We start from the raw sequence: 23,601 nt of genomic DNA on the forward strand, positions 1-23,601 counted from the left end.
TATCACAGAAGAGCTCGCTTGTCAAACCTTTCTCCAAATCGTAATGCAAAGGAGCGGTACCATGAGCACAGCAAAGCAAACTTGGCCGGAAGAACAACATCGGGTCGATCGGATTGTCGGCGAGATTCACAAGCGAATGACGGTCCTTGAGCAGCAGGTCGACGGTATTAACAAGGATATCGTGGAGTTCCGCAAAACGTTCTGGGACGATGTCACCGTGAATCTGGACGAACCGGATGATGCGGTAGAGACTCATGCGAGCATGAAGCAGCAGGCGGAAGTGCTGTCTGAGCGGGAGCGCATCCATCGCCATGCCCGCAGACAGCTTGCCACGCTGCGGCGGCTTCAAGATACTCCCTATTTCGGGCGCATCGACTTCACCGAGGACGGAGAGAAGAACGCCGAATGCGTCTACCTCGGTATCGGCTCTTTCCTCAATGAGAGCGGCGACCAATTTCTTATCTATGATTGGCGGGCCCCGGTGTCGAGCCTGTATTACGATTACCCGCCTGGACCTGCCCAATACGAAACGCCCGGAGGAACCATATCCGGCACGATGGAGCTGAAACGCCAGTTCATCATTCGGGAAGCCCGCATCCGCAGTCTGTTCGATACAGGCGTAACGATTGGCGACGAGCTGTTGAAGGAAGCGCTCGGCAAACAGGCGGATGCGCAAATGAAAAGCATCGTCGCCACCATTCAGAAGGAGCAGAACCGAATCATCCGCAATGAACGCAGCCGGCTGCTGGTCGTTCAGGGCGCGGCTGGCAGCGGCAAGACGTCCGCCGCCTTGCAGCGGGTCGCCTACTTGCTCTATCGCTACAGGGAGACGCTGCGGGCAGAGCATATCGTGCTGTTCTCCCCCAATCCGATGTTCAACAGCTACGTGTCTACCGTACTGCCCGAGCTTGGAGAGGAGAACATGCAGCAGACGACGTTCCAGGAATATTTGGAACATCGGCTAGGCCAGACCTATCAGATCGAAGATCCTTCTATGCAGATCGAATATGTGCTTACTGCGAGGAATGATCCCGAATATGAAGCCCGCGTAGAGGGAATTCGCTACAAAGCCACCGCTGGCTTCATGGAGATTATCGATCGGTATGTCACGTATTTGCAGCAGGAAGGCATGCGGTTCGCAGATGTAACGTTCCGCGGCGAAGCGCTGATGACTGCGGAACGCATGAAAGAGCGCTTCTACGCCATCGACCGCTCCTTGCCGCTTCCGAATCGAATCGGCCTGCTGACCGAATGGCTGCTTGGCGAGTTGAAGGAGCTGGCTCGTCGCGAGCGCAGCAAACCCTGGGTGGAACAGGAAATGGAACTGCTTGATAAAGAGGATTACTTGCGCGCATTCCAGAAGCTTCAGCGGAACAAACGCTTTACCGAGGAATCGTTCGACGATTTCAGCCGCGAGCAGGAGCTGCTGGCCGCCATGATCGTAAAAGATCATTTCCAGCCGTTATTGAAGCGCGTGAAGCGATTGGAATTCATCGACATTCCTGCGATCTACCTGCAGCTATTTGCGAATCCGGAGTTCGCACATTCTTTGGCGCCGAACGGTGCACTGCCGCAGCAGTGGGCCGCCATCTGCATGCAGACGTCAGATAGGCTGGAGCGATCCGATCTGGCGCATGAAGATGCAACGCCTTATTTATATTTGCAAGAACGGATTGAAGGCTTCCGTACCAATACATCCGTCCGTCATGTATTCATCGATGAAGCGCAAGACTACTCCCCGTTCCAGTTCGCCTTCCTGAAACGGATGTTCCCGCGCAGCAAGATGACCGCGCTTGGCGACTTGAACCAGGCGATATATGCCCATAGCTCTGGCGGAGCCGGCCTCGCACCGCTCTCCTCGTTGTTCGGGGCCGATGAGACCGAAATGTTCGTACTGACGCGCAGCTACCGTTCCACGAGGCCAATCGTTGAATTTACACGCCGCTTGCTCGGTACAGAAGAAGCGATAGAGCCGTTCAATCGTGAAGGCAGTATCCCTACAGTAACGAAGGTGGCCGATACGGGGGAGTTAACCGCCAAGATTGCGAATCGCATCCGCGCGCTGCAGGAAGACGGACATCGCACGATTGCGGTCATTTGCAAGACGGCCGAGGAAAGCAGGCAAGCGTATGAGCAGCTGCAAGACATTACACCGCTGCGCCTGATCGGGAAAGAAACGGCCTCCTTCGAGTCCGGAACGCTCGTCATCCCTTCCTATCTCGCCAAAGGTGTCGAATTCGATGCGGTCATCATCTACAACGGTTCCCATGCACAGTACGGGGAAGAAGATGAACGCAAGCTGTTCTATACGGCCTGTACCCGGGCCATGCATGAGCTGCATATCTATTCCGCCGGAGAGATAAGTCCTTTTATTACCAATCCTGACACGTATGCGCTTGAGCTGTGAATCCGCCTTTAATGAAAGACAACCTTAGTCCGCATTTGCGCCGGCTAAGGTTGTCTTCTTCACATTATGTCGTCCGCCCACTCCTCACGAAATTGAACAAGACACATTCCCCTCTTGCCGGGGATGGCTATGATAATCCACATATCGCGATATATACTCCGGAAATGTCAGCTGTTCGCCGCCAAGTGTATACGTTCGGTCCCCCGGGCGCACAAAGCGCAAATCAAGATGCTTGATGACACTTGGGTATATCGGGTGTATCAAGTCAATAAAATCAACATCGTGGAGAACGTGGGCAACCTCTTGTCCCGAGATGCCTAACCGCTCCAAAATGTTCATCGCCAAATATCGTATGATGTGGTATCTGGGGTGGCATACCGTGCAGAACAAATGGAATTGCTGATAATTGCGGTCGATGAAATCGGCAAGCGGAATGTCGATGCCGATCTCTCTGGTTCGCAGATCCTCCATAAAGTTGGCATACATCTGCTTTAAATCCCGAGAAGAGTAAAATTGTTCATCTGACAACAGAGCAACGATTTGATCTTTGCTCGCTCCGCTCTGCAATAATCGAATCACGTTCTGATCTCCGTATCCGAACAACGGCTCTTTGTTGTCCGGGGTGAATTGAGGATAATAAGGCATGAAATAGGCATTGCCGATGCTGATGCGCTTGCATCGCTCGGGAAGCCTGCTTAAAAGATACTCGGTGGACAGATAAGGCCCGAATGCACCGCTCGTTCTCTGATAGATGAACACATCGCACTGATTCAGCAAGTGATCACCCACTCCGGTTGCCTGATTGCATACTTGTACGAGCGGAACTTCAACCAGCTGGTACGTTTGTTGAAAGGTCCTGGACGACGCTAAATATCTGCGAATGGGAAATCCATGGCAGTTCCCAAACACTATGCATTTTTTCATATCGCTACCACCCCCATAGGCGCCCGTCAGGGCGGAATGACATCTCAACATTCAACGCGGTTCAGCCTCTTTGGCAATCATGCCGAGAGTTCTGCACTGGATTGAGAGGATATCGGCCGAATGGGGCGGGATTTTCCTGCCCCAAAGCGCCCTCTCCGGTGAATTCCCTATATTTAATGCAGAGCAGACGCCGCGTGTCAGGGACAAAATGCCCCTTCCGCCGAAAATACCATCTCCTCCCCTGACTCTGCTAGATGCGCCATGGCGATGAATGTCCGTCCGGGCGGCAAACGCCTTTTTATGCGATTACACGGACAATCCCCGAGTCTCTTTCCCATGCCTGCACATAGAATAATGCAGATTGTCTCTTCATTCTGTAATTCTATTTATGGGGGAATGATGAATGTCCATTGAGGAGAAACATGTCCTGCAGCCGAGCCAGCCTATAGCAGATGCCAGGCAGGACGGGGAGACGGATGGGGTGGGAGCCATCCCCAATCGAACGGATGAGAACATGATGATGCGCCCCGACCCGAACTCCAATCAGAATGCGCTGTACGGGATTATCGCAGATGCGTCAACCAACCTGCCTATCGATAACGCAACGGTCGAGCTGTTCCGGGTACAAGGCGCCGAAGCGCTCAGTGAGGGAATTATCGCAACGAATGCCGAAGGGCATTATTTATTTGCCGATTTGCCGCCGGGACAATATTGGATCGCCGTAAAGAAATTCGGCTTTTTCCCGGCCGAAAGCGATCCGATCCATCTGTCCGCACGGGAGCGTGCTTCTGCAAATATCGGCCTGACCGTTGACGAGGACGCAGCTGCCGGATCCGTCAGCGGAATAATAAAGGATAAGGCCAGCGGCGCCCCGCTGGCCGATGCCATTGTCGCTCTATATGAACTGACTGATTCTATCGAGACTCTGACGCTAATTACGAGAACGAATGCGGATGGATTATACGTGTTCGGCAATCTCCCGCAAGGGCGATATAAAGTAAAGGCAACCGTTCACGCGGTTTCGGAGTGATTACCATGACCATACGAGACCTGTACACACTGACGACAAGCGCCCCTTTTTCATTAGAGTCCAGCGATGTAGAAGATATCAGTCTCCTGCTGACGAAAGTGCCTCCCAGCCTGCACACCCATATTTCCGGAAAAGTAGTCACCGCGGCAGACGGAGAGCCCATCGAAGGAGCCACCATTAAAGTATTCAGCTCGGATCTGGAACCGCTCTATCACACGTTAACCGATGCGGAAGGGAATTATTCATTCACAAATGTCATTCCGCCCGGAACATACAAAATTGCCGCCGTTGCGGAAAACTATTTGCTCTCTGAAATCAAAAATCTGTCGATTCGCAAAAGAGTGCCGCTCTCAGATAACTTTAAGCTGCCATCCAACCCCTTGGCCTTATATGGAATCATTTATGGGAAAATCGTCGATCACGAGACAGGGATGCCGTTGTCTTATTGCACGGTTGTGTTGTTAAATACCGATGGAACAACTTATGCCGAAACGACAACAAACGAAGACGGAGAATACTTGTTATACCATGTACCGCCCGGCCAATATGAAATCGTTGCGAAGGCAGCGGACTATTACAACTCCGGCCCGTTGTCTGTAGATTTGCAACTGAATGATCGGATCAAAGCGAATGTGGGCCTTAAGACGGCAGCTATGGCCAACACCGGAGCAATCAGCGGGGTGATTCAGATCGATAATTCGCCTGCTTCCAGTATCCCTGTCTTTTTATTCCGGAAGGAAGGGGAAGAAGAGAAGATTGTGCAGGTGCAAATGACGCAGGAAGATGGCCTGTATCTATTCGGCGCAGTGGAGCGCGGAGAATATGTGGTGAGGGCCAAGCTGCAGGAAGGCGGCGTATATATCGAGGTTTTGTCGGTTACCTGAATGAACAAGGTAGAGCGGCTGAAATTCAATTTCGTTCAACCGTTCTACCGCTTCTTACATATGAGGAATCAGCACTTCATTTATAGGCCGTGAAAATGAGTGGCCCTATTTTCCTAATTACGAATATTAATAAGAAAAATGTAAATATAAATCGTATTTTTAGTGATATTATCAAAAATATCACTTTTTTTTTGCTTAAAAAATAAAATTATAGACAAAAACACGAATATTAATTATTATGTTAATCGTGCAAAGCGCCACAACATACTAGAATCCGCTCAAGGGGTGTGCTTATGAAAAAAGTAGTAATGCTATTATCCATGTTGATGATGATAGGTATCGGATTGCCAAGTTACGGAGCGACAGCGGCCAACAAAGATGACCGTCCAATCGCCGTTCAAGGCGCTATGGATGTAGAAGTATCGGCGCTGCTCAAGGAAATGGGCAGCTATCGGACGGAAACCTATGGCTCCTATACCTATTATATTGGCCATATCGGCAATGTCCCTGTCGTCGTATCGAGAACCGAGATCGGCATGGTCAATGCTGCCGCTTCGACAACGCTGCTGATCGAGAAATACCATCCGAAAGCGATTGTTAACCAAGGCACCGCGGGCGGACACGATCCGAACCTGCATGTCTTCGATACCGTCGTAGGCTCGAAAGTTATGAATATAGGCAACTATCGGACGGAACGCTTGGCCGACGGTCAAGGAATTAAGCCGGAAACGTGGATTTTTCAGGAGACTTCGTTACGCGAGCATGGTACAGAATCGTCTTATGACACCTTTTCCAGCGATCCAGAGCTCGTCAAAGCCGCTTTAAGCGCCGCTCCTGCATACAAGCACGGCAAAGTGGCAGAAGGCTTTATCGGCAGCGCCGATGTCTGGAACCGGGAAGTGGACCGGATTCAGTGGTTCCATGACAAGATCGGCACGAGCGCCGAGGAGATGGAAGCGGCAGCGGTAGCTCAAGTGGCGCAGGCGTTCCACGTTCCATACTTATCGCTCCGGACGATTTCGAACTCGGAAGTATCGGGAGATACCATTGAAGATTTGACGACGGCAGGGCAATACGGGGCGGAATTCGCCGTTGAAGTCGTCAAAGCCATCGACAAACAAGTTCAATTCGCTTCAATGCCTTCTATCTATGTGAAGCAAATCAAGCTGCGGAACCAGCATGCCGTATGGAACAGCAACGGCGAATGGTTGGTGCCGGTACGAAGCGTAACGGAATTTTTGGGCGGCCAAGTGAAGTGGGACGGTGCGAAGCGGCAATTCTCCATTCAAGTGAATGATGCGGAAGCTGACGTATCCCTCGCGGATGGCACAGCAGTCGCAGACGGCAAGCCGCACGCCCACACGGTGCTGAAGCAAGATGGAGTCGTCTGGGTTGATGCCGATCTGTTTCATACCGCATTAGGCTTAAGCGTTGATGTGCTAGGCTCCGAGGTATACATTCAGTAGATAGTTGTTGATTGGCAATTAATCCATCCTCTTGCTTGCCCTATCTGATGGGATGCCCGCTATCGACAGCGGTTGCGTGACGGTGATAGTATAAATACGTGTTCAGAGGCAATGGGAACGCAGCAAAATCACCCGGAACGATCATGGTCCGGCTGTACGAGGAGGACATCATAATGGCAAACCGCTCACAAGGATTGACGCTCGTCTATACCGGCGATGGAAAAGGGAAGACGACTGCCGCTGTCGGGTTGTGCGTCCGCGCCGTCGGGCGAGGCTTTAAAGTGCTCATGCTTCAATTCATAAAAAGTCCGCAGCGCACATATGGAGAGCAGATTGCTCTCGAGAAGCTCGGAGTGGAAGTCAGGCAGCTCGGCATCGGCTTTACTTGGACCAAGACGCCAGAGGAGCACCGGGAAGCTTTCGCCAAAGCATGGGCGGAGGCACAACGGGAGATTACGTCTGGAAACTACGACATGATCATTTTGGACGAATTGAACAATGCGCTGGCGATTACCAGCTTTCGCGTCGATGATGTGCTGCCGCTGGCTGAGATCACCGATGTGATTCGGAATCGTCCAGAGAAGCTGCATGTGGTCATTACCGGCCGTTCGGCTGCGCCGGAGATTCAGGAAATCGCCGATCTGGTCACGGAGATGCAGCCAGTAAAGCATTATTACGAGGAAGGAATCCCAGCCGTGCTCGGTCTGGAGTTCTAATAAAGACGCCCGGATTGCTTCTGCAGCATCCGGGCGTTTTGCTATGCTAATCCAATACTTTGTCTTTCGTCTCCGGCACGAACAGCAGCATGGTAAGCAGTCCGATTGGGTAGATGATGAAAATAAGCGACATTGCGCCCATAATATTGCCGCCAACCGCCAATGCGCCGATAATGGTTGGCCCAAAGCCCGCCAAGCCGCGCCCTGTGCCAAAGATGAAATTCTCTGCCGTGGAACGGGCTTCCGACGGGTAATTCTCCGCCAGAATCGCGCCGAAGCCGCCCATCATGCCGTTGGCGAAAAATCCGAGCAATGCGCTTCCCCACAGCAAAGCGGACTCACCTTGGAGAACAAAGAAATAAATAAGGCAAAATACCGTTCCCCCTATATAATAGATGGTAAACGTTTTGCGGCGGCCAATCTTGTCCGCCAAAATGCCGAAAATGGCGATGCCAACCAGCATCCCAACCGTAGAAATGAGCATCCAGCCGCTTGCTTTTGCCAAAGAATATCCGTATTTCTGCGATAAAATCGTCGGCATCCATGTGAATATCCCATAGTATCCGAAATTTTGAATGAAGGACATAATGATAAGACCGATTGTCGTCATCGTAATCTTCTTGTTGGCAAACAATTTTTTCAACGGGAATTTCCGGACCTGATTGAGCTGCTCTTGTTCCTCGGCGGTAATCGTTCCTGCCGCTTCTTTCTTCAGCAGTTCCCGCTTCATCTCTTGCTTCCGTTCCCAGAGCTTCGGTTCAGAAATGCTCTTTCGCACGAACACGGCCAGCAATGCCGGTATTAGACCGAATAGAAATACGGCTCTCCAACCGAATTGCGGCACGACGAGCGCCGGAATGATGGAAGCGCCAAGCACTCCCAGCTGCCATCCGAGAGCGACGCAGGAGGTTGCTTTTGCGCGCATCTTTTTCGACCACGTTTCGGTTACGATGGCCATTCCCACTCCGAATTCGCCGCCGACACCCATGCCGACCAGAAAACGCAGACCGAGAAGCTGCCAATAGCTGTCCGCAAAATAAATGAGCGCGGTGGCGACGGAAAACAGTAAAATGGTCACCGTCATCACGCGGATTCGTCCGAATAAATCGGCTAAAAATCCGAACAGATACGAACCGGCCATCATCCCGACAGTCGTCGCCAATGTCAAATTGCCGGCTTGCACCGGGCTTAGTGAAAAATCGTGAATAATAAACACGAGCACGAAGGACAAGAGCAGCATGTCCAATCCTTCTGCGGCGTAACCCAAGACAGAGCCGATGAGCGCCTTATAGCGCTGCCCCTTGCTCTCGGTCGGTTCCGACGCTTGCCGTTGTTGCGTTACTGCATTCCCCATGATGTCCCCAGCTCCTGATGTTCGTTTTTTGCACAAAACTACAAACATTTAATCATAAATGGAATTGAAATACAATTTATAGTTTCATCCAATTTATGTGTCAATTTGTATTTGATGGAAGACCGTGCCAATTCGTGGCTGTTTGTACGGATATCACTGCTATTTTTAAAGAAAATGGCACTTGTATGGGTTGAAATGGATGGTTCACAGCTTTATAATGATAATGAGAATCCTTATCAATAATGAACTTTATGAATATAGAGGGGGAATCCCGCGTGGAACGTTTATACACGGAGCGGCTCGATATCGCATATGGCGAGCTGTCGATTGTCCATAACCTGAATATTGGCATTCCTTCAGGAAAGATTACCGCCCTGGTCGGAGCAAATGGATCAGGCAAATCAACCATTCTTAAGGCTATGGCGCGCATTATGAAACCCAAGGGCGGAAATGTTTTTTTGGATGGCAAATCAATCCATCAACAATCGACGAAAGACGTCGCCAAGCAGCTCGCCATATTGCCGCAAAATCCGGTAGCTCCTGACGGATTGACCGTGTCGGAGCTCATCACCTACGGACGGTTCCCGCACCAGAAAGGCTTCGGTTCTTTAACGAAAGAAGATAAAGAGATTGTGCAATGGGCCATTGAAATGACAGGCATGACCGAGTTCTCCGATCGCCCCGTCGACCAACTGTCCGGGGGACAGCGGCAGCGCGCTTGGATTGCAATGGCGCTTGCGCAAGGAACCGACATCTTGTTCCTGGATGAGCCGACGACGTTTCTCGATATGGCTCACCAGCTCGAAGTGCTGAAATTGCTGCAAAAGCTCAACTCGGAGCAGCAGCGCACGATTGTAATGGTCGTTCACGACCTCAATCACGCCACTCGCTACGCCCAGCACATGGTCGCCATCAAGCGCGGTCAAGTCGTGTGCGGCGGATCTCCGGAAGAGGTCATGACCCACGATGTGCTGCGGGAAGTATTCGGAATTGAAGCGGATATCATCCCTGATCCGCGCACTGGCGTTCCTTTGTGCCTGCCGTACGAATTGGGCCGGAGCGCTTCGGCTTCGAGTTCCGCCGCATCCAGCAATATGGCGCAGAACATGAAGCACCGCCCACAGCCAATCGCGGTTGGATAGCAGCTGCATCCGCAGCATGGGATATGCCATTTTTCGGTGACTGAGCCCATATCCATAAGCGCTTGCCGAAATACTATCCACATGTGGACAACTTTTTCAGGCACAGTTATTCCCCCTTATCCACATATGAAATGTGAGTTACGAACAATAAAACCGTCTCTTTCCGGTCAACGCACCGGAGAGAGGCGGTTTTATCTATCTCTTCTATCAATTCACCAGCCCCGGTCCGCAAAGAACACCTATTAATCCGCATCCTATCATACTTCTTGCTTTACATTCCTGAGCTGCTCCGTGCGCAATCTGAATCATGGGGGATGCAGCGGAGAACCGCATTCGGATACATATCGATTGATCTCTTGGCAACGAAAACAGACCTTTGTCCAGTTGTACAACCCCACGCCGATTTTTTCTGCTGTCATATTTATAAATGGTGATCATTACACTTAATATGAATAGCACGAGGCTAATAGCTTCTGATAGGGAGAGAGCGAGGTTGAAAAGAAGAACAATTATGGAGCTGTTGTCCGGATATGAAGCAAAGCGATTCACCCCGATAGAGATTACGATACAATACTTGAAGACGATTAAAGCGAAAAATCCGAAACTCAACGCGTATATTACCGTTACGAAGGAGCTCGCTCTCCGGCAAGCTCAAATGCTCGAAATAAAGCTGATGTCAGGGGAGCAGACGGGACAGTTGTTCGGCATTCCCTTGTCTTATAAAGACAACTTCGCAACGAAAGGCATCCTCACCACGAACGGTTCCTTCATCGACCGGAACTTCATTCCGGACAAGAATGCCGCCGTCGTGCAGCAGCTGGCAGCAGAAGATGCCATCACTGCGGGAAAAACGAATATGCATGAGTATGCGTTCGGCATTACGTCCAACAATCCGCATTACGGCCCGGTCCGCAACCCGTGGAATCCCCAATATACACCAGGCGGATCAAGCGGCGGATCGGGAGCGGCTGTCGCAGCCAATATGTGCGTGGCTTCGCTCGGCTCGGATACGGGGGGCTCGGTGCGGATACCTGCAGCCTCCTGCGGTGTCATCGGCCTCAAGCCGACCTACGGGACGATATCTGCGGAAGGGGTATTTCCGATCTCCTGGACGCTGGATACGGTTGGCCCGATTACAGCCAATATGTGCGATCTCGCGGTCATGATGGAGGCGTTGACGAATCGCCCGTATACTTCCTTCCTGGTCGAGGACATACGCGGAATGCGAATCGGAGTGCCCACGAATTATTTCAATGAGCTCATCGATCCAGAAACATACAAGCTGTATTTGCAAGCCGTTACGGCGCTAGCAAGCCTTGGCGCAATTCTCATCGATGTAGACCTCCCCTTTCTCGCAGGCCATCAAGAGGTGGAGCTGACCATTGCGACGGCGGAAGGAGGGTACGTGCACCGGAGCAGAATGGAGTGCTGTCTCTCTCAATATGGAGCCGACATAAGAGCTATACTGGAATCCGCCAAGAACATTACCGCTGTGGAGTACATCGGGGCTTTGAAAAAGAGAGAAGGTTATGTCCGCGAATTTGCACGGGTATTCGAACGCATCGACGTGCTGGCGACGCCTACCCTGCCGATTCCGCCGCGAAAGATCGGCGTGGAGGAAGTAAAGTTCGGTTCCGTGACCGAAACGATCTTCGATACGATGACCCGGTATACGGGCATTTTCAATTTGGCGGAAGTTCCGGCCATGTCCATCCCGTGCGGCATTACAAACGAAGGGCTTCCCGTCGGCTTGCAATTGGTGGCTGGCCTGAATCGGGAGGATCAGCTCATCCAGGCTGGATATGCCTATGAACAGAGCCAGCTTGCCGATTTCTATCAGAAAAGAGACAGTCTGTAAATTCAGGCTGCCGAAAAACACTGGTACAGCGAAACAGCTGCGCAGCGCGGGCCGGCACGATAACTTCCCCAAGCATAACAAGGCGGAGCAGAAATAGTCTGCTCCGCCTTGTTCTCATTGCCACGCTGCAATATCAACGGGACAACTCCTCGTTGATTGCGGCACGCACAATCGCCGTTACGCTCACCCGGCGGTATCTCTCGTTGCAGCCGATGCAGCAGGAGCATTGCTGCTGCGTATCATAAAGAGATAGCACATGACGGCACCCAGACCGCAGCCAGCGATGACCAGTCCCATCGGAACGGCAGTCTGGCTGCCCGCGATGCCGACCAGAGGAGCCGCGGCAGAACCGGCGATGAACGGCAGCAGTCCGAGCATAGCCGAAGCGCTGCCCGCCGTCTTCCCTTGATTTTGCATAGCCAGCGAGAAGCCGGCAGTGTTGACCATCCCCGTGCTCGATAACATGACGAACAGGCAGATCAAGACGGCAATTAACGGACCATGCAACAATATGACCGCTAGCAAGGCCGCGGCACTGGAAACGGCTAGCAGGATCCCTGTCAGGAACAGCTTCGACTCATGGAATCGTGCGGCCAGTCTTCCCGTCACTTGAGTAGCAAGAATGAGGCCGAAGCCATTAATTGCGAAAAACATGCTGAACGCTTGCGGCGATGCGCCATAGATATCCTGAAGCACGAACGGGGAGCCCGATATATAGCCGAACATGGCAGCTGTTATAAAGCCCTGCGTGCAGGCATATCCCATGAACTCGCGGTCGCCGAGCAGGCCGCGGAACGTGAATAGAGTCGACTTCACGCCTCCCTTGGAACGGCGTTCGGGAGTCAACGTTTCCGGAAGGCCGAGCGCCGCCGATAAGATCATCACCAAGCTCAGCAATCCGAGCACGACGAACACGCCATGCCATGAGGTCACCTTAAGCAGTTGCCCTCCGGCGATCGGCGCAAGGATAGGCGCCAGTCCGTTAATTAGCATGAGCAAGGAGAAGAACTTCGTCAGCTCCGTCCCGGAATACATATCACGCACCATCGCGCGGGCGATGACGATCCCGCCGGAACCAGCCATCCCTTGGATAAAGCGCAGAACGATGAGACCCCAAATGGAAGGCACGACGGCACAGAGAAACGACGCAATCGCATAAACGATAAGGGAAATAATGAGCGGCATGCGGCGGCCGCGTGCGTCACTGAGCGGACCGAGCAGCAGCTGGCCCACCGCCAGACCGAGCAAGCAGGCTGTCAGACTGAGCTGAACCAGCGATGTGCTCGTATTCAAATCATTCGCGAGTATTGGCAGCGACGGCAAGTACATATCAATGGAGAGCGGGCCAATGGCCGTCATCGACCCGAGAATGACAGCCATAGACCACCGTTGCTTACGCGTGGAAGAGGGCCCGGAACTATCCAGACGGTTCGTGCTTATATTCATATCCGGCTTTCCACCTTTCTTTCATACAGTCTAGCTGTTAATTTTTTTATTTACATTTATATTAGCAAAAAGAATTCCATTCATCATATAAAAAGGGGGGCTTCACCCATTGAAGCTCCCCTGTGCATTACATACGCCAGGCGGCAGAGCGATATTGCGCCTGCTAGAGGCTGTTCAAAAAACACCTTTTTGAACATGCGCTTTTTAGTAAAACTTCACCACTTCGTCATGAGGCAGGAAGGAACGCTCTCCCGGCTGCTCTGCAGGCCATCCGAACGGCATTTGCCCGATCAGGGTCCACTGCTGCGGAATGCCCCATTTCTCTTTGACTTGGTTATCAATGAGCGGATTATAGTGCTGCAGCGACACACCGAAGCCTTCGGCAGAAAGCGCCAGCCATAGCGCGTATTGCAGCATGCCGCTGCCTTGCTGCGACCAGTTGTGGAAATGCTCCTTATACGAAGGGGCTTTCTCCTTCATAGTCTCCACCGTCGCTTGATCCTCGAAGAACAGGACGGTCCCGAGCCCATTTCTAAATCCTTGCAAGCGCGCTTCCGTAGCTCCAAAACTATCGGCAGGCACGATAGGCCGCAACGTTTCCTTCACGAGATCCCACAATTGTTCGTGGCTCTCATCCATGAGCACGACCAATCGGCCGCTCTGCATATTGAATGCGGAAGGCGCATGAAGAGCCAACGTAACAATCTCGTCAATGCGCTCCTTTTCCACCTTCGGGCTGTTCGTTACGTTGCGAATCGAACGTCTGCCTTGAATTGCTTCGGCTAGAGTGCGATTTTCCATTTGATTTGCCATCACCAATCATCCTCTCATAAGTAAAAATCTGAATTATATTCCCCTGAAACACGAATTAGCATGCGGATATACGCAAGTAATATGTCTATTCCAATCCAAACCCCAATGTAACTATTATAGTTACAACGGATATGATAATCAAGCATTGATTATTCCAACTTCGACATGGGGCTTCCATCAGCGTTCAGACGCAAAAGAAGCGCCGCGACGTGTGATATCGTCTTGGCGCTTCCCTTATTTTCAATTGATGTGATGCTGCGCCAGCCTACATGAAACCTGTGTCCGGACGATCGAGATGGTACAGCTTCCGGTAACGCGGGACATGCTCCATTAATTCGGCATGCGAGCCTCTCATTTCAACTTGGCCGTTCTCGATAAAAATGACTTCATCCATCTGCTCCACCCCGACCAAATGATGCGTAATCCACACGAGTGACTTGCCTTGGATCGTCTCGAACATCGTGGCGAGCAATTCCCGTTCCGTCCGCGGATCGAGCCCTACGGTCGGCTCGTCCAGGATGACGACAGGCGTATCTTGCAGCAAAATGCGCGCCAAGGCGATCCGCTGCCGTTCTCCACCGGAGAAACGCTGCCCAGTCTCCAGCATCGGCGTGTCATATCCCGCAGGGAGCGAATCGATTAACGCATCCAAGCGAACCTGCTTCGCAACGCGGCGGATATCCTCATCCGAGGCATCCCGTGCGCCCAAACGGATATTGTTCGCCACCGTGGTATCGAACAAGTGCGGGCTCTGATTCAGCACGGAGATGACGCGCGGAATGGCCTCGCCATAAGCGGACGCGTCAACGCCGTTAATGGCGACGCTACCCTGATCCGGCGCGACCGCCCCTTGAATCAGCTTCAATATTGTTGATTTGCCCGCACCGCTGCGCCCGATAAGCGCGATTTTCTTTCCTTGCGGGATATCTATGGAGATGCCGTCGATGATCCAGGCATCCGCAGCATCATAGCGATAGCGCACCTTATCCATCGTGATGCGGGCATTCGTCTCCGCTGCCGGCAGCGCTTCAGCCGGCACATGCCGTTCAGCGGTTCCGGCAGTCTCGCCGGGCGAATCTTGAATCTTGGCGAGCCGTTCAAGCGAATCTTGGTATTGCGGAATCTTCTCGATGGCTTCGGATACAGGCAGAAATGCCTCCATTAACGGGAAGACCACCAGCGTGAAGGCTGCGATTAACGTGACCGAAATATGGCCGTCCGCAGCCTGCTGTCCCGACCAATAGAGCATGGAGACGACGGCCAGACCTGCCACGCACTGCCCGATGAACATTCTCCATCTCGACCAGCCGCGCAACGTGCCATCCACGCGGGCGACTGCCGCTTCATCCGTCTCATAGGATGCCACGAACTGCGGCGAGCGTCCGCTGATAACCCAGTCGCTCATGCCGAGCACCGCATCGGTCAGCTTCTGATAGAGCCGATTGCGGTCCTGCTTGACCTGCTTCTGCTTCGTTCTTGTGATCAGCAGGGAGAGCCAGGGCAGGACAAATATAAGAATGAGCAGATACAGCGCCATCAGTAGAGCGAACGGCACGTCGAACCAGCCCAATGCCGCAATGCACGCCACATACATAACGACAGCGACAATAGTCGGAAAGACAGTGCGCAGGTACACATTTTGCAAATACTCAATATCATCCGCCAGCACACCGAGAATATCCCCTGTGCGGAAGCGGGAACGGATGAACAAGGCTTGCGGCTCCAGCATGCGGTATAGTCGAACCCTCATACTCGATAAAATGCGCAGCACCGCATCATGCCCCACGAGACGCTCGATGTAGTGCACCGCCGCTCTTCCGATCCCGAACGTTCGGACCAACACGATTGGCACGTACACCATTAATATATTTTCCGGACGAAGGGCGGACTTCGATATGAGATAACCGGACGTGAACATAAGTGAACTGGCGCATAACACGGTTAACATGCCGAGGGCGACAATGATTGCGAAGCGCCAAAAATAGGTTCTTAAATAGGGGCGAAACCATGCTTCCCGTTTCAATGTACTCCCTCCCGCTGTGATGCCATCATGTCGTAGTACACGCCTCGCCGCGCGAGCAACTGCTCATGCGTGCCTGTCTCGGCCACGCGGCCATGGTCCAGCACGATAATCAAGTCCATATCCGGCATCCAATGCATGCGATGGGTTGCCAGAAAAACCAGCTTGTGCTCGAACAAGGAGAGCATCGTTTCTTTCAACTCATACTCCGTTTCAATATCCAAATGCGCAGTCGGCTCATCCAGCAGCACGATCGGACGATCGCACAGGAACGCGCGCGCAAGCGCGACACGTTGCTCCTGGCCGCCGCTCAAGGCACGCCCCCCGTTGCCGATCATTTCATCGCAGCCCTGAGGCAGGCTCGCTGCCAGCTCGGAAAGTCCGGCCGCAGACAGAGCCTGTTCGACCTCTTCCTTCGACGCCTCCGGAGCATAGAATCGGACATTGTCCGCGAGAGAGCTGCTAAAGAGATATGGATGCTGCGGAATGTACGTCGTTTCCTTGCGCCACGCTTCATCGGTCAACGCCTGAACGCTCTTGCCGTTCAACTCGAACTGTCCCGCCGAAGGAGGCAGGAAGCCTGCAAGCACATCGATGAGCGTTGATTTCCCGGCGCCGCTTTCTCCGATTATTCCGATTTTCTGCATTCCGGTAACTGTAAGGGTCACGTCCTCCAAGGAAGACGGTCCTTCTTCTTCATGGCGCACTTGTATTCCAGATAGCGTCAGCGTGCTTTCCTCCGTCCATGTCAAGACTGGCGGCAGATCGGATGGCGTCGCCGACATCGCATCATGAGCGAGAATAGAATCAATCGCTTTCCCTGCCTCTTTGCCGTTCAAGGTAGCGTGATAATCAGCTCCCACCATGCGAACGGGCAGGAAATATTCAGGCGCCAATATGAGAATGGTCAGCCCCGTAACGAGCGTCATGTTCCCTTCCACAAGGCGCAGCCCCAAGCTGACTGCAACCGAGGCAACGGACATCATCGTGAAGAAGTCGAGCGCGAAGGAGGACAAGAAAGCGACGCGCAGCGTCCGCAGCGTCGCCGACCGGTACTGATCGCTCACCCGGTCGATCGTGCCGCTGTGCGCGCGGCTGCGGCCGAGAAACTTGAGGGTTTCCAATCCCCGCAGCGAATCGACGAAGTGGTTCGACAATATCCGGTACGACTCCCATTGCCGATCCATCTGCTTGCGTGCGGCCAATCCGACCAGAATAAGGAACGCGATCAGAATAGGCATCGTCAGGACGAGTATAATACCCGCAACCATATCTTGCATGAACACAAAAGCAACCACCATAATCGGTGTAATCGCCGTGCTGATCATGCGCGGCAGAAACAGCTCCAAATAGGTGCGGAATTGAGAGACCCCTTCCAACACAAGCGTTACCAAATTCCCGGTTCCTTCTGACTTGGAAAATCTCGGACCGAGCTGAAACAGTTTCTCCATCAGCCGTTTCCGCACATCCGCTCCTGTCTTCTCGGCAAAGCGGTACGCCACCTTCTGCTGAAGGAGAGCGGCAGCTTGACGTACAACAAAAGCAAGCAGGAACAACATCGTCGTTCCAGCCTGCTCCTGCAGCGGCTCCCCGGCAAAGAGGGCGGAAATGACTTCCGCCAACCACTTCGCCAGAAATATTATGGAAATACTTTGCACGAGGGTAAGCACGGTCAACCAGAACAGAACCGGCTTAATCCCTTTGTATCCGAGTAAGTTGTTACCCATTAGTATTCCAAATGCTCCTTCTCATGTACGCGTTTATGAAATACGAAATAGCTCCAAATCTGATAGCCTAGCACGAACGGCAGCAAGGTTAAGGCTACAATCGTCATCACCTTGAGCGAATAGGCGCCTGAGGCTGCATTATGAATCGTCAGGTCGAACGCCTTGTCGATGGAGCTGACCATGACGCGCGGGAACAACCCGATGAACAGCGAGGCAATCGATAATGCAATGAGCGTTCCTGTCATGCCGAAGGCCCAGCCGTCTTTTTGCTTCGAACTGAAGGAGCCGGCCAGCACGAAGGCCACCACGCCGAGCACCGCCACGGCGTAGAGAATGCCGCCATGCGCTTCGAACACATCGGTCATGAAGTAGGTCATCGCTCCGAACGCAACCAGCAATGCGGCAAGCGGGATCAACAGCTTATGAGCCAGCTTGCGCGCCCGTGCCTGCAAGTCGCCGGTCGTGCGCAGCGTCGTGAAGAACAATCCGTGCACGAGACAAAGCATGGTCACGGTGATTCCCCCAACGAGCGTATAGGCGTTCACCATGTCGAACAGTCCGGCGCTCATCTCCATATTTTGGTCAATAGGCACCCCTTTTATAAGTCCCGAAAAAGCGACTCCCAGCAGGAACGGAGGGAGCAGGCTGCCAAGGAATATGGCGAGATCCCACGTCTTCTTCCAACGCTCGCTCTCCACCTTGCCTCGGAATTCGAACGCGACGCCGCGTCCGATTAAGGCAAGCAGCACAACGACGAGTGGCAAATAGTATCCGCTGAACATAGTGGCATACCAGTTCGGGAAGGCAGCGAACATCGCTCCGCCTGCCGTCAGCAGCCACACTTCATTCGCGTCCCAGAACGGCCCGATGGAGTTGATGAGCACGCGGCGTTCTCCATCCGTGCGGGCCAAAAATTTAGTAGACATCCCTACCCCAAAGTCGAACCCTTCCAAGAAGAAGAAGCCGACGAACAATACAGCGACAAGTAAAAACCAAAGTTCATTAAGAGAAATCATGGTGTCCCTCCCGATCAAATGGGTCATTGGAATGCGCGGCCTTCACGGTTTCATTCGGACCCTTTTTGATAACACGAACGAACAAGTATACCAATACAATAGCAAGTATCGTGTAGATAGTCGAGAATGCGATCAAGGAGAATAGCACTTCTCCCCCGCTCACGCTCGGCGAAACGCTGTCTTCCGTCCGCATCAATCCGAATACCGTCCAAGGCTGGCGGCCAAACTCGGTCATAATCCAACCCGTTGTATTGGCGATGAACGGAAGCGAAATGGCGAACAGCATAAAGCGCATGAACCAAGTGTTCTTGTTATCCAGCTTCTTGCGATAAGACAAGTACAAGCCATACATGGCCAGCAAAATCATGAGCGAGCCCGCGGCCACCATGATGCGGAAGCTCCAGAACGTCGTGCGAACCGGCGGAATGTAGTTGCCAGGACCATAGGTCTGTTCGTATTCCGCTTGCAGCTCGTTCATACCTTTCACTTCACCGGAGAACTTGCTGTAGGACAGGAAGCTGAGTAAATATGGAACCTTGAATTCCATACTATTCTCCTTCTTCTCCGGATCAATGGCCGCAAATACGGTCCAAGGCGCCGGGTCGCCGCTCTCTCCCCACAATCCCTCTGCGGCCGCCATCTTCATCGGCTGCGTGTGCACCAGATATTGCGCTTGCTGGTGACCGAAGACGGCCACCAGGATGGACGAAATGAGCGCTACGATTACACCGAGATGGAATGACTTCTTGAAAAATTCCGTATCCTGCTTCTTCAGCAGCTTATACGCGCTAATACCCGCGATGAGGAACGCGCCCGTCGCAAAAGCGCCGAATACCGTGTGCGGAAACTCCACCAACAGCTGCCCGTTCGTAATGAGGGCGAAGAAATCGTTCATTTCCGCGCGTCCATTATTAATCGCGAAGCCGACTGGTCTTTGCATGAAAGAGTTCGCCGCCAAAATCCAAAATGCGGACATCGTCGTTCCGAATGCGACCAGCCAGATGCAGAGCAGGTGCACCTTCTTCGACAAACGATCCCAACCGAAAATCCACAAGCCGATGAAGGTCGATTCCATAAAGAATGCCAACAAGGCCTCAATCGCGAGCGGCGCGCCGAAGACGTCGCCTACGAATCGGGAATAGTCCGACCAGTTCATTCCGAATTGGAATTCCTGAATAATCCCCGTTACTACACCGACGGCAAAGTTAATGAGAAACAGCTTCCCCCAGAACTTAGCCATTTTCTTATACTCTTCTTTTCCTTTGACGACATACATCGTCTCCATGATTGCAATTAGCAGCGCCAACCCGATCGACACCGGGACGAAGAAGAAGTGAAATATCGTCGTCGATGCGAACTGAATGCGTGCAAGCATAACCGTATCCATGAGTTACCCCTTCCACCTTTCTCTTTATATTTCAAATGTTAATTCTATTAGGTCCCGGTTAACCCCTAGCTTCTATTTATATCGGGCGAATTTGGCGAAATTTGTCAATTCTTCGCCCTATAACCGGAGTTGAACGCGGGATCAATGACGTTGATTACACGTTTCATGTGATATTTTGTCAGATACAGTCGTCTCGCAATGTGATTTTTGTCACATCTTTTGGGGGAGAGATTGAGCAAAATGCGAACTTTGTGCCTTTCGTCACAAAATAGTAATATTTAAAGCGGAAAAAGAAGAAAAATGATATTGAATTACGCTCATTTCGCTTCGCCCAGAGCCAATTCCGATCTGGAACCTTCATGGCTCCCGGCTCCCCTCTATGATTTCCCATAAATTAACACATGCAAGACCCGCCGCAGGTCTAGGATCGAACCGAACCGTGGTCCATTTCCAGTCACTTCCGTTTTCAGTAGGATCGAAGCAAGAGGATACACAAATGCGATATCAAGCATCGTGATGATTAAATAAGAGGTTGATCAAAAAGATCCTTTTTGATCACGTATTCATATAAAGTTCTCAGAGGTAAAGGAGCGGCTGAAAAAGATGATGGAACGAGGAGACAAAATGGAGACACAAAGGAAAGCGCAGGTGCTTGTCTTGACAGGCGCCATTGGCCACGGCCATATGCAGACGGCCAATGCGATACGGGAATCGGCCGCGGCGTGGTTCCAGGAAGAGGTCGATGTGCGCGTCGTCGACTACATGGAGCAGATGGCGCCCCATTTGCACGGGGTCGGCTCCTACTGCTTCATTCAGTGGCTGAAGCTGTTCCCGAATATGTACGGCTATCTGTTCGAGATGACACGCAAAGATCGCGGCCTCGCCCAGTTGCTGAAAAGTGTCCGGCTGACCAGTCTGCGGCCCTTGTCCAAGCTTGTGCAGCGTATGAGACCAGACGTTATCGTCAGCACGTTCCCGGCTGCAAGTGCAGCCGTATCGAAGCTGAAGGAACGCGGACTCGTCGATTGCCCGGCCGTTACCGTCATTACAGATCATACGGATCACAGCTTCTGGCTCCACCCTTACACCGACCTGTACATGGTCGGATCGGAGGAAGCGCGGAACGTGCTGGTCGCGCAGGGCATCTCCGCGGCGCGCATCGAGGTGACGGGAATTCCTGTTCGTCCGGCCTTCTACAATACGTATGACAAGCAAGAGCTGCGCGAGCGCCGCGGGCTGGACGGCTCCGCCATGACGGTGTTGATGATGGGCGGCGGTTGCGGCCTGCTCGATGCATCGCTGCTGCGGGAATTGGAGAAGGCTCCTTGGGCGCGCAGCATGCAATTCATCGTCATTTGCGGGCGCAACGAGCGGCTGCAGCACCAGCTTGCGCGATGGGCAGGGCAGACGTCCTTGCGCGTGCACATCGAAGGCTATGTCGAGGCCGTGCACGAATATATGGCGATGTCCGACCTGATGATTACGAAGTCGGGCGGCGTAACAACGACCGAAGCAGTCGTGCAGAAGCTGCCGCTGCTCGTCTATAAGCCCCTGCCTGGACAAGAGCAGGACAACATCCGCTACTTGCTACGGAACGGGCTTGCCCGCCGTGCCAAGAGCGCAGACGACCTGCTGTCGAAGCTCGCTTCCTTCGAAGCTCAACCGGAACAGCTGGAGCGCATGCGCGAACGCGCACAAGCCGAGCGGCAGCATACACCTGTCAGCGCGCTTCAGGCCATTCTGAATGTGCTTCATCAACCGGCGGTGCTGCCGAAGGCGGCCGGACAATGGTTCCGGCGGCGCAGGATCGTATAGGCGGTAATCAGCCAAGCTGTTTACCGCCTAACTGTATATTCTGAACGACTTATTCGTTCGCTCAGCTATCGCCTATTAGTCTGATCGTAAATGCGTCTAGTTGCCTGACCAGACTCTTCATGGGCGATGGCTAGGTGATGTGGGCGTACAACCGCTCCACTTTTTCATCGGCAATTTCTTTTTCCCGTACCGCACTACATTCTACGCCTCACCCAATTCCATCAAGATGCTGCAATCCGCAGCATGGTCCTGCCGTCCGATTTCGTGGACAGTCTCCTTCGGCGTCAGAGCAACAAACGAACCTGCATTCCATGAATCAATACGTTTCACTTGGACCGGAACCAATCCCCGAACCCCGCCGGCACCACCTGATCCCGTACTAAGATTGGCCTTGCGCAGTTGGATACAGTTCATTTGAAACAGCATGACACACTCACGATTATGCCAGCCCCCGCCAGGTGTGCTTGGAACGAAGTCATTTCTGGACGATATTCCTTTTGGATCTCGATTTCCCACACTTGCGAACCGGACCGTGGAGATTAAAAGCTTACCGCTTGCATACTCATGCCTCTGTTTATATTCCATTCAGAACTATTTGGTAATTATTTTAAATCCATGACATAGTTCTATATTGAATCCATGATAATATATGGGCGATTTCTTCCTGCTGGAGGAGATTGAATTAACTTGGAACCGATGGGACCAAATAAAAAAATTACAATTTTTCTAAAACCATTGACATTTAACCACATATTAACTTACCATAAATTTAGTAAAATAAAACATATTTAGAAAATGGAGGTTTTTGTTATGGGTTTGTCTGTGCGTAAAATGAAGCTAGTGACTGGTTTTTTGCTTTTTAGCGCAATGCTGCTGCTAGTAGTAACTGTTTTATCGCCTTACGCCACCGCTCAAGCTCTTGCTGAAAACGACGCTACTACTCAATTCGAAGAAGAATTAGAGTTTATTTTCGAGGAAGCATCCACGTTAAAAGATGGGCTATTCGTTCTTGACACTGAGAAAATTGAACAACGATTCGGTAAAGAGCAAGTAGAGGGAATTGCTTTATTAGTTGAATTTATCAACAGTACTGCCCCCGGTTCCATGACTACATTCAGCTTTGGATCCTGCATGTTGGATGCTTTGAAGGATTATTTGGGAGTATCGGTTGTTGAGGCGGCACTAAGTGGTGGGTTATATACTTATTTAGTAAAAAAGGCATGGAAAGATGCTGCAAAATTACTTGTTCGCTATGCGGTTACTATGAACGTTGCTGGTTTAACGGCTACTCTTATTTTCTATAGCGGCAAGTGTGCCATTTGGGGTTACAATGTAGACGGCGAGATAGCTTATGGATAAAAGCAGGTTTCCGAGCAGGTTTAGTTTCATTATTTTCCCCATTATATTCTTCCTATCTTTTGTTGCGGTAAAGCTCCTGTCGACTTCCATGGGTTTCACAGAGATACTGGCTGATATAGTCTTGATTTTAGTTATATATTACATTATAGTGGCAATTTATTGGATTTTTTTCAGAAAAAAATAGCGAATGCTTGCTCCATCACAAGACCAGCAGGAAGGGGCGTTCTATTAGTCAGA

At 52.0% G+C, this 23,601-nt stretch carries 18 protein-coding genes; 9 read left to right on the plus strand and 9 right to left on the minus strand.

Translation table 11 applies throughout. From position 1 onward, the window contains the following. Positions 1-61 precede the first annotated feature (61 nt). Complete coding sequence (helD, locus tag JSQ80_RS09915) at positions 62-2,407, plus strand: RNA polymerase recycling motor HelD (protein ID WP_206095202.1); 2,346 nt, start codon at positions 62-64, stop codon at positions 2,405-2,407. Between the two features lie 84 nt (positions 2,408-2,491). Here helD and JSQ80_RS09920 read toward each other — a convergent pair whose 3' ends face one another. After that, entirely contained in the window at positions 2,492-3,331 is an 840-nt protein-coding gene (locus tag JSQ80_RS09920; RefSeq protein WP_206095203.1) for a WcbI family polysaccharide biosynthesis putative acetyltransferase, read from the minus strand. 403 nt (positions 3,332-3,734) lie between these two features. Between JSQ80_RS09920 and JSQ80_RS09925 the strand changes: the two genes are divergently transcribed. From JSQ80_RS09925 to cobO, 4 genes are all read left to right on the plus strand, one after another. Continuing rightward, positions 3,735-4,361: an MSCRAMM family protein gene (locus JSQ80_RS09925; RefSeq protein ID WP_206095204.1), complete on the plus strand. Its 627-nt coding sequence runs from the start codon at positions 3,735-3,737 to the stop codon at positions 4,359-4,361. Between the two features lie 5 nt (positions 4,362-4,366). Continuing rightward, complete coding sequence (locus JSQ80_RS09930) at positions 4,367-5,245, plus strand: carboxypeptidase regulatory-like domain-containing protein (RefSeq protein WP_206095205.1); 879 nt, start codon at positions 4,367-4,369, stop codon at positions 5,243-5,245. A 293-nt stretch (positions 5,246-5,538) separates the two neighbouring features. Continuing rightward, the gene (locus tag JSQ80_RS09935) at positions 5,539-6,711 is read left to right on the plus strand and encodes a phosphorylase family protein (RefSeq protein WP_206095206.1); all 1,173 of its coding nucleotides are present in this window, start codon (positions 5,539-5,541) and stop codon (positions 6,709-6,711) included. Positions 6,712-6,884: 173 nt separating this feature from the next. Then, positions 6,885-7,427 (plus strand): cob(I)yrinic acid a,c-diamide adenosyltransferase, encoded by a 543-nt coding sequence (gene cobO / locus JSQ80_RS09940; protein ID WP_087434708.1) that lies wholly within the window; start codon positions 6,885-6,887, stop codon positions 7,425-7,427. 46 nt (positions 7,428-7,473) lie between these two features. On the opposite strand, the gene JSQ80_RS09945 is transcribed toward cobO, so the two are convergent. Beyond that, positions 7,474-8,781, minus strand: a complete 1,308-nt coding sequence (locus tag JSQ80_RS09945) for an MFS transporter (protein ID WP_087434709.1) — start codon at positions 8,779-8,781, stop codon at positions 7,474-7,476. Between the two features lie 275 nt (positions 8,782-9,056). On the opposite strand from JSQ80_RS09945, the gene JSQ80_RS09950 reads away from it, so the two are divergent. Together JSQ80_RS09950 and JSQ80_RS09955 are read left to right on the plus strand one after the other, a co-directional pair. Next, entirely contained in the window at positions 9,057-9,923 is an 867-nt protein-coding gene (locus JSQ80_RS09950) for an ABC transporter ATP-binding protein (RefSeq protein WP_087434710.1), read from the plus strand. A gap of 493 nt (positions 9,924-10,416) precedes the next feature. Further along, positions 10,417-11,781, plus strand: a complete 1,365-nt coding sequence (locus tag JSQ80_RS09955) for an amidase (RefSeq protein ID WP_240463610.1) — start codon at positions 10,417-10,419, stop codon at positions 11,779-11,781. A gap of 183 nt (positions 11,782-11,964) precedes the next feature. Here the strand turns inward: JSQ80_RS09955 and JSQ80_RS09960 are convergent, their stop codons facing one another. The 6 genes from JSQ80_RS09960 to JSQ80_RS09985 all read right to left on the minus strand — a co-directional run bounded on the left by JSQ80_RS09960 (position 11,965) and on the right by JSQ80_RS09985 (position 20,190). Continuing rightward, a complete protein-coding gene (locus JSQ80_RS09960) occupies positions 11,965-13,227 on the minus strand; it encodes a multidrug effflux MFS transporter (RefSeq protein WP_206095207.1) in 1,263 nt (420 codons plus the stop codon). Between the two features lie 204 nt (positions 13,228-13,431). Continuing rightward, positions 13,432-14,040 (minus strand): nitroreductase family protein, encoded by a 609-nt coding sequence (locus tag JSQ80_RS09965; RefSeq protein ID WP_240463611.1) that lies wholly within the window; start codon positions 14,038-14,040, stop codon positions 13,432-13,434. A 265-nt stretch (positions 14,041-14,305) separates the two neighbouring features. Then, positions 14,306-16,063: a thiol reductant ABC exporter subunit CydC gene (cydC, locus tag JSQ80_RS09970; RefSeq protein WP_087434713.1), complete on the minus strand. Its 1,758-nt coding sequence runs from the start codon at positions 16,061-16,063 to the stop codon at positions 14,306-14,308. Continuing rightward, the gene (gene cydD / locus JSQ80_RS09975; RefSeq protein ID WP_206095208.1) at positions 16,060-17,787 is read right to left on the minus strand and encodes a thiol reductant ABC exporter subunit CydD; all 1,728 of its coding nucleotides are present in this window, start codon (positions 17,785-17,787) and stop codon (positions 16,060-16,062) included. Before cydD ends, cydC begins: the two co-directional genes overlap by 4 nt. Beyond that, entirely contained in the window at positions 17,787-18,803 is a 1,017-nt protein-coding gene (gene cydB / locus JSQ80_RS09980; protein ID WP_087434715.1) for a cytochrome d ubiquinol oxidase subunit II, read from the minus strand. Before cydB ends, cydD begins: the two co-directional genes overlap by 1 nt. Beyond that, complete coding sequence (locus JSQ80_RS09985) at positions 18,790-20,190, minus strand: cytochrome ubiquinol oxidase subunit I (protein WP_087434716.1); 1,401 nt, start codon at positions 20,188-20,190, stop codon at positions 18,790-18,792. The genes cydB and JSQ80_RS09985 overlap by 14 nt, the downstream gene beginning before the upstream one ends. Before the next feature lie 603 nt (positions 20,191-20,793). Here JSQ80_RS09985 and JSQ80_RS09990 point away from each other — a divergent pair. Further along, entirely contained in the window at positions 20,794-22,005 is a 1,212-nt protein-coding gene (locus JSQ80_RS09990; protein WP_206095209.1) for an MGDG synthase family glycosyltransferase, read from the plus strand. A gap of 201 nt (positions 22,006-22,206) precedes the next feature. On the opposite strand, the gene JSQ80_RS09995 is transcribed toward JSQ80_RS09990, so the two are convergent. After that, a complete protein-coding gene (locus tag JSQ80_RS09995) occupies positions 22,207-22,431 on the minus strand; it encodes a hypothetical protein (protein ID WP_206095210.1) in 225 nt (74 codons plus the stop codon). A 384-nt stretch (positions 22,432-22,815) separates the two neighbouring features. On the opposite strand from JSQ80_RS09995, the gene JSQ80_RS10000 reads away from it, so the two are divergent. Then, positions 22,816-23,364 carry a hypothetical protein gene (locus tag JSQ80_RS10000; protein ID WP_087434718.1) on the plus strand — a complete coding sequence of 183 codons (549 nt, stop codon included), beginning with the start codon at positions 22,816-22,818 and terminating at the stop codon, positions 23,362-23,364. Positions 23,365-23,601: the final 237 nt, after the last annotated feature.

Source organism: Paenibacillus apiarius (genome assembly GCF_017052585.1).
GTDB classification, from domain to species: Bacteria; Bacillota; Bacilli; order Paenibacillales; family Paenibacillaceae; genus Paenibacillus_B; species Paenibacillus_B apiarius.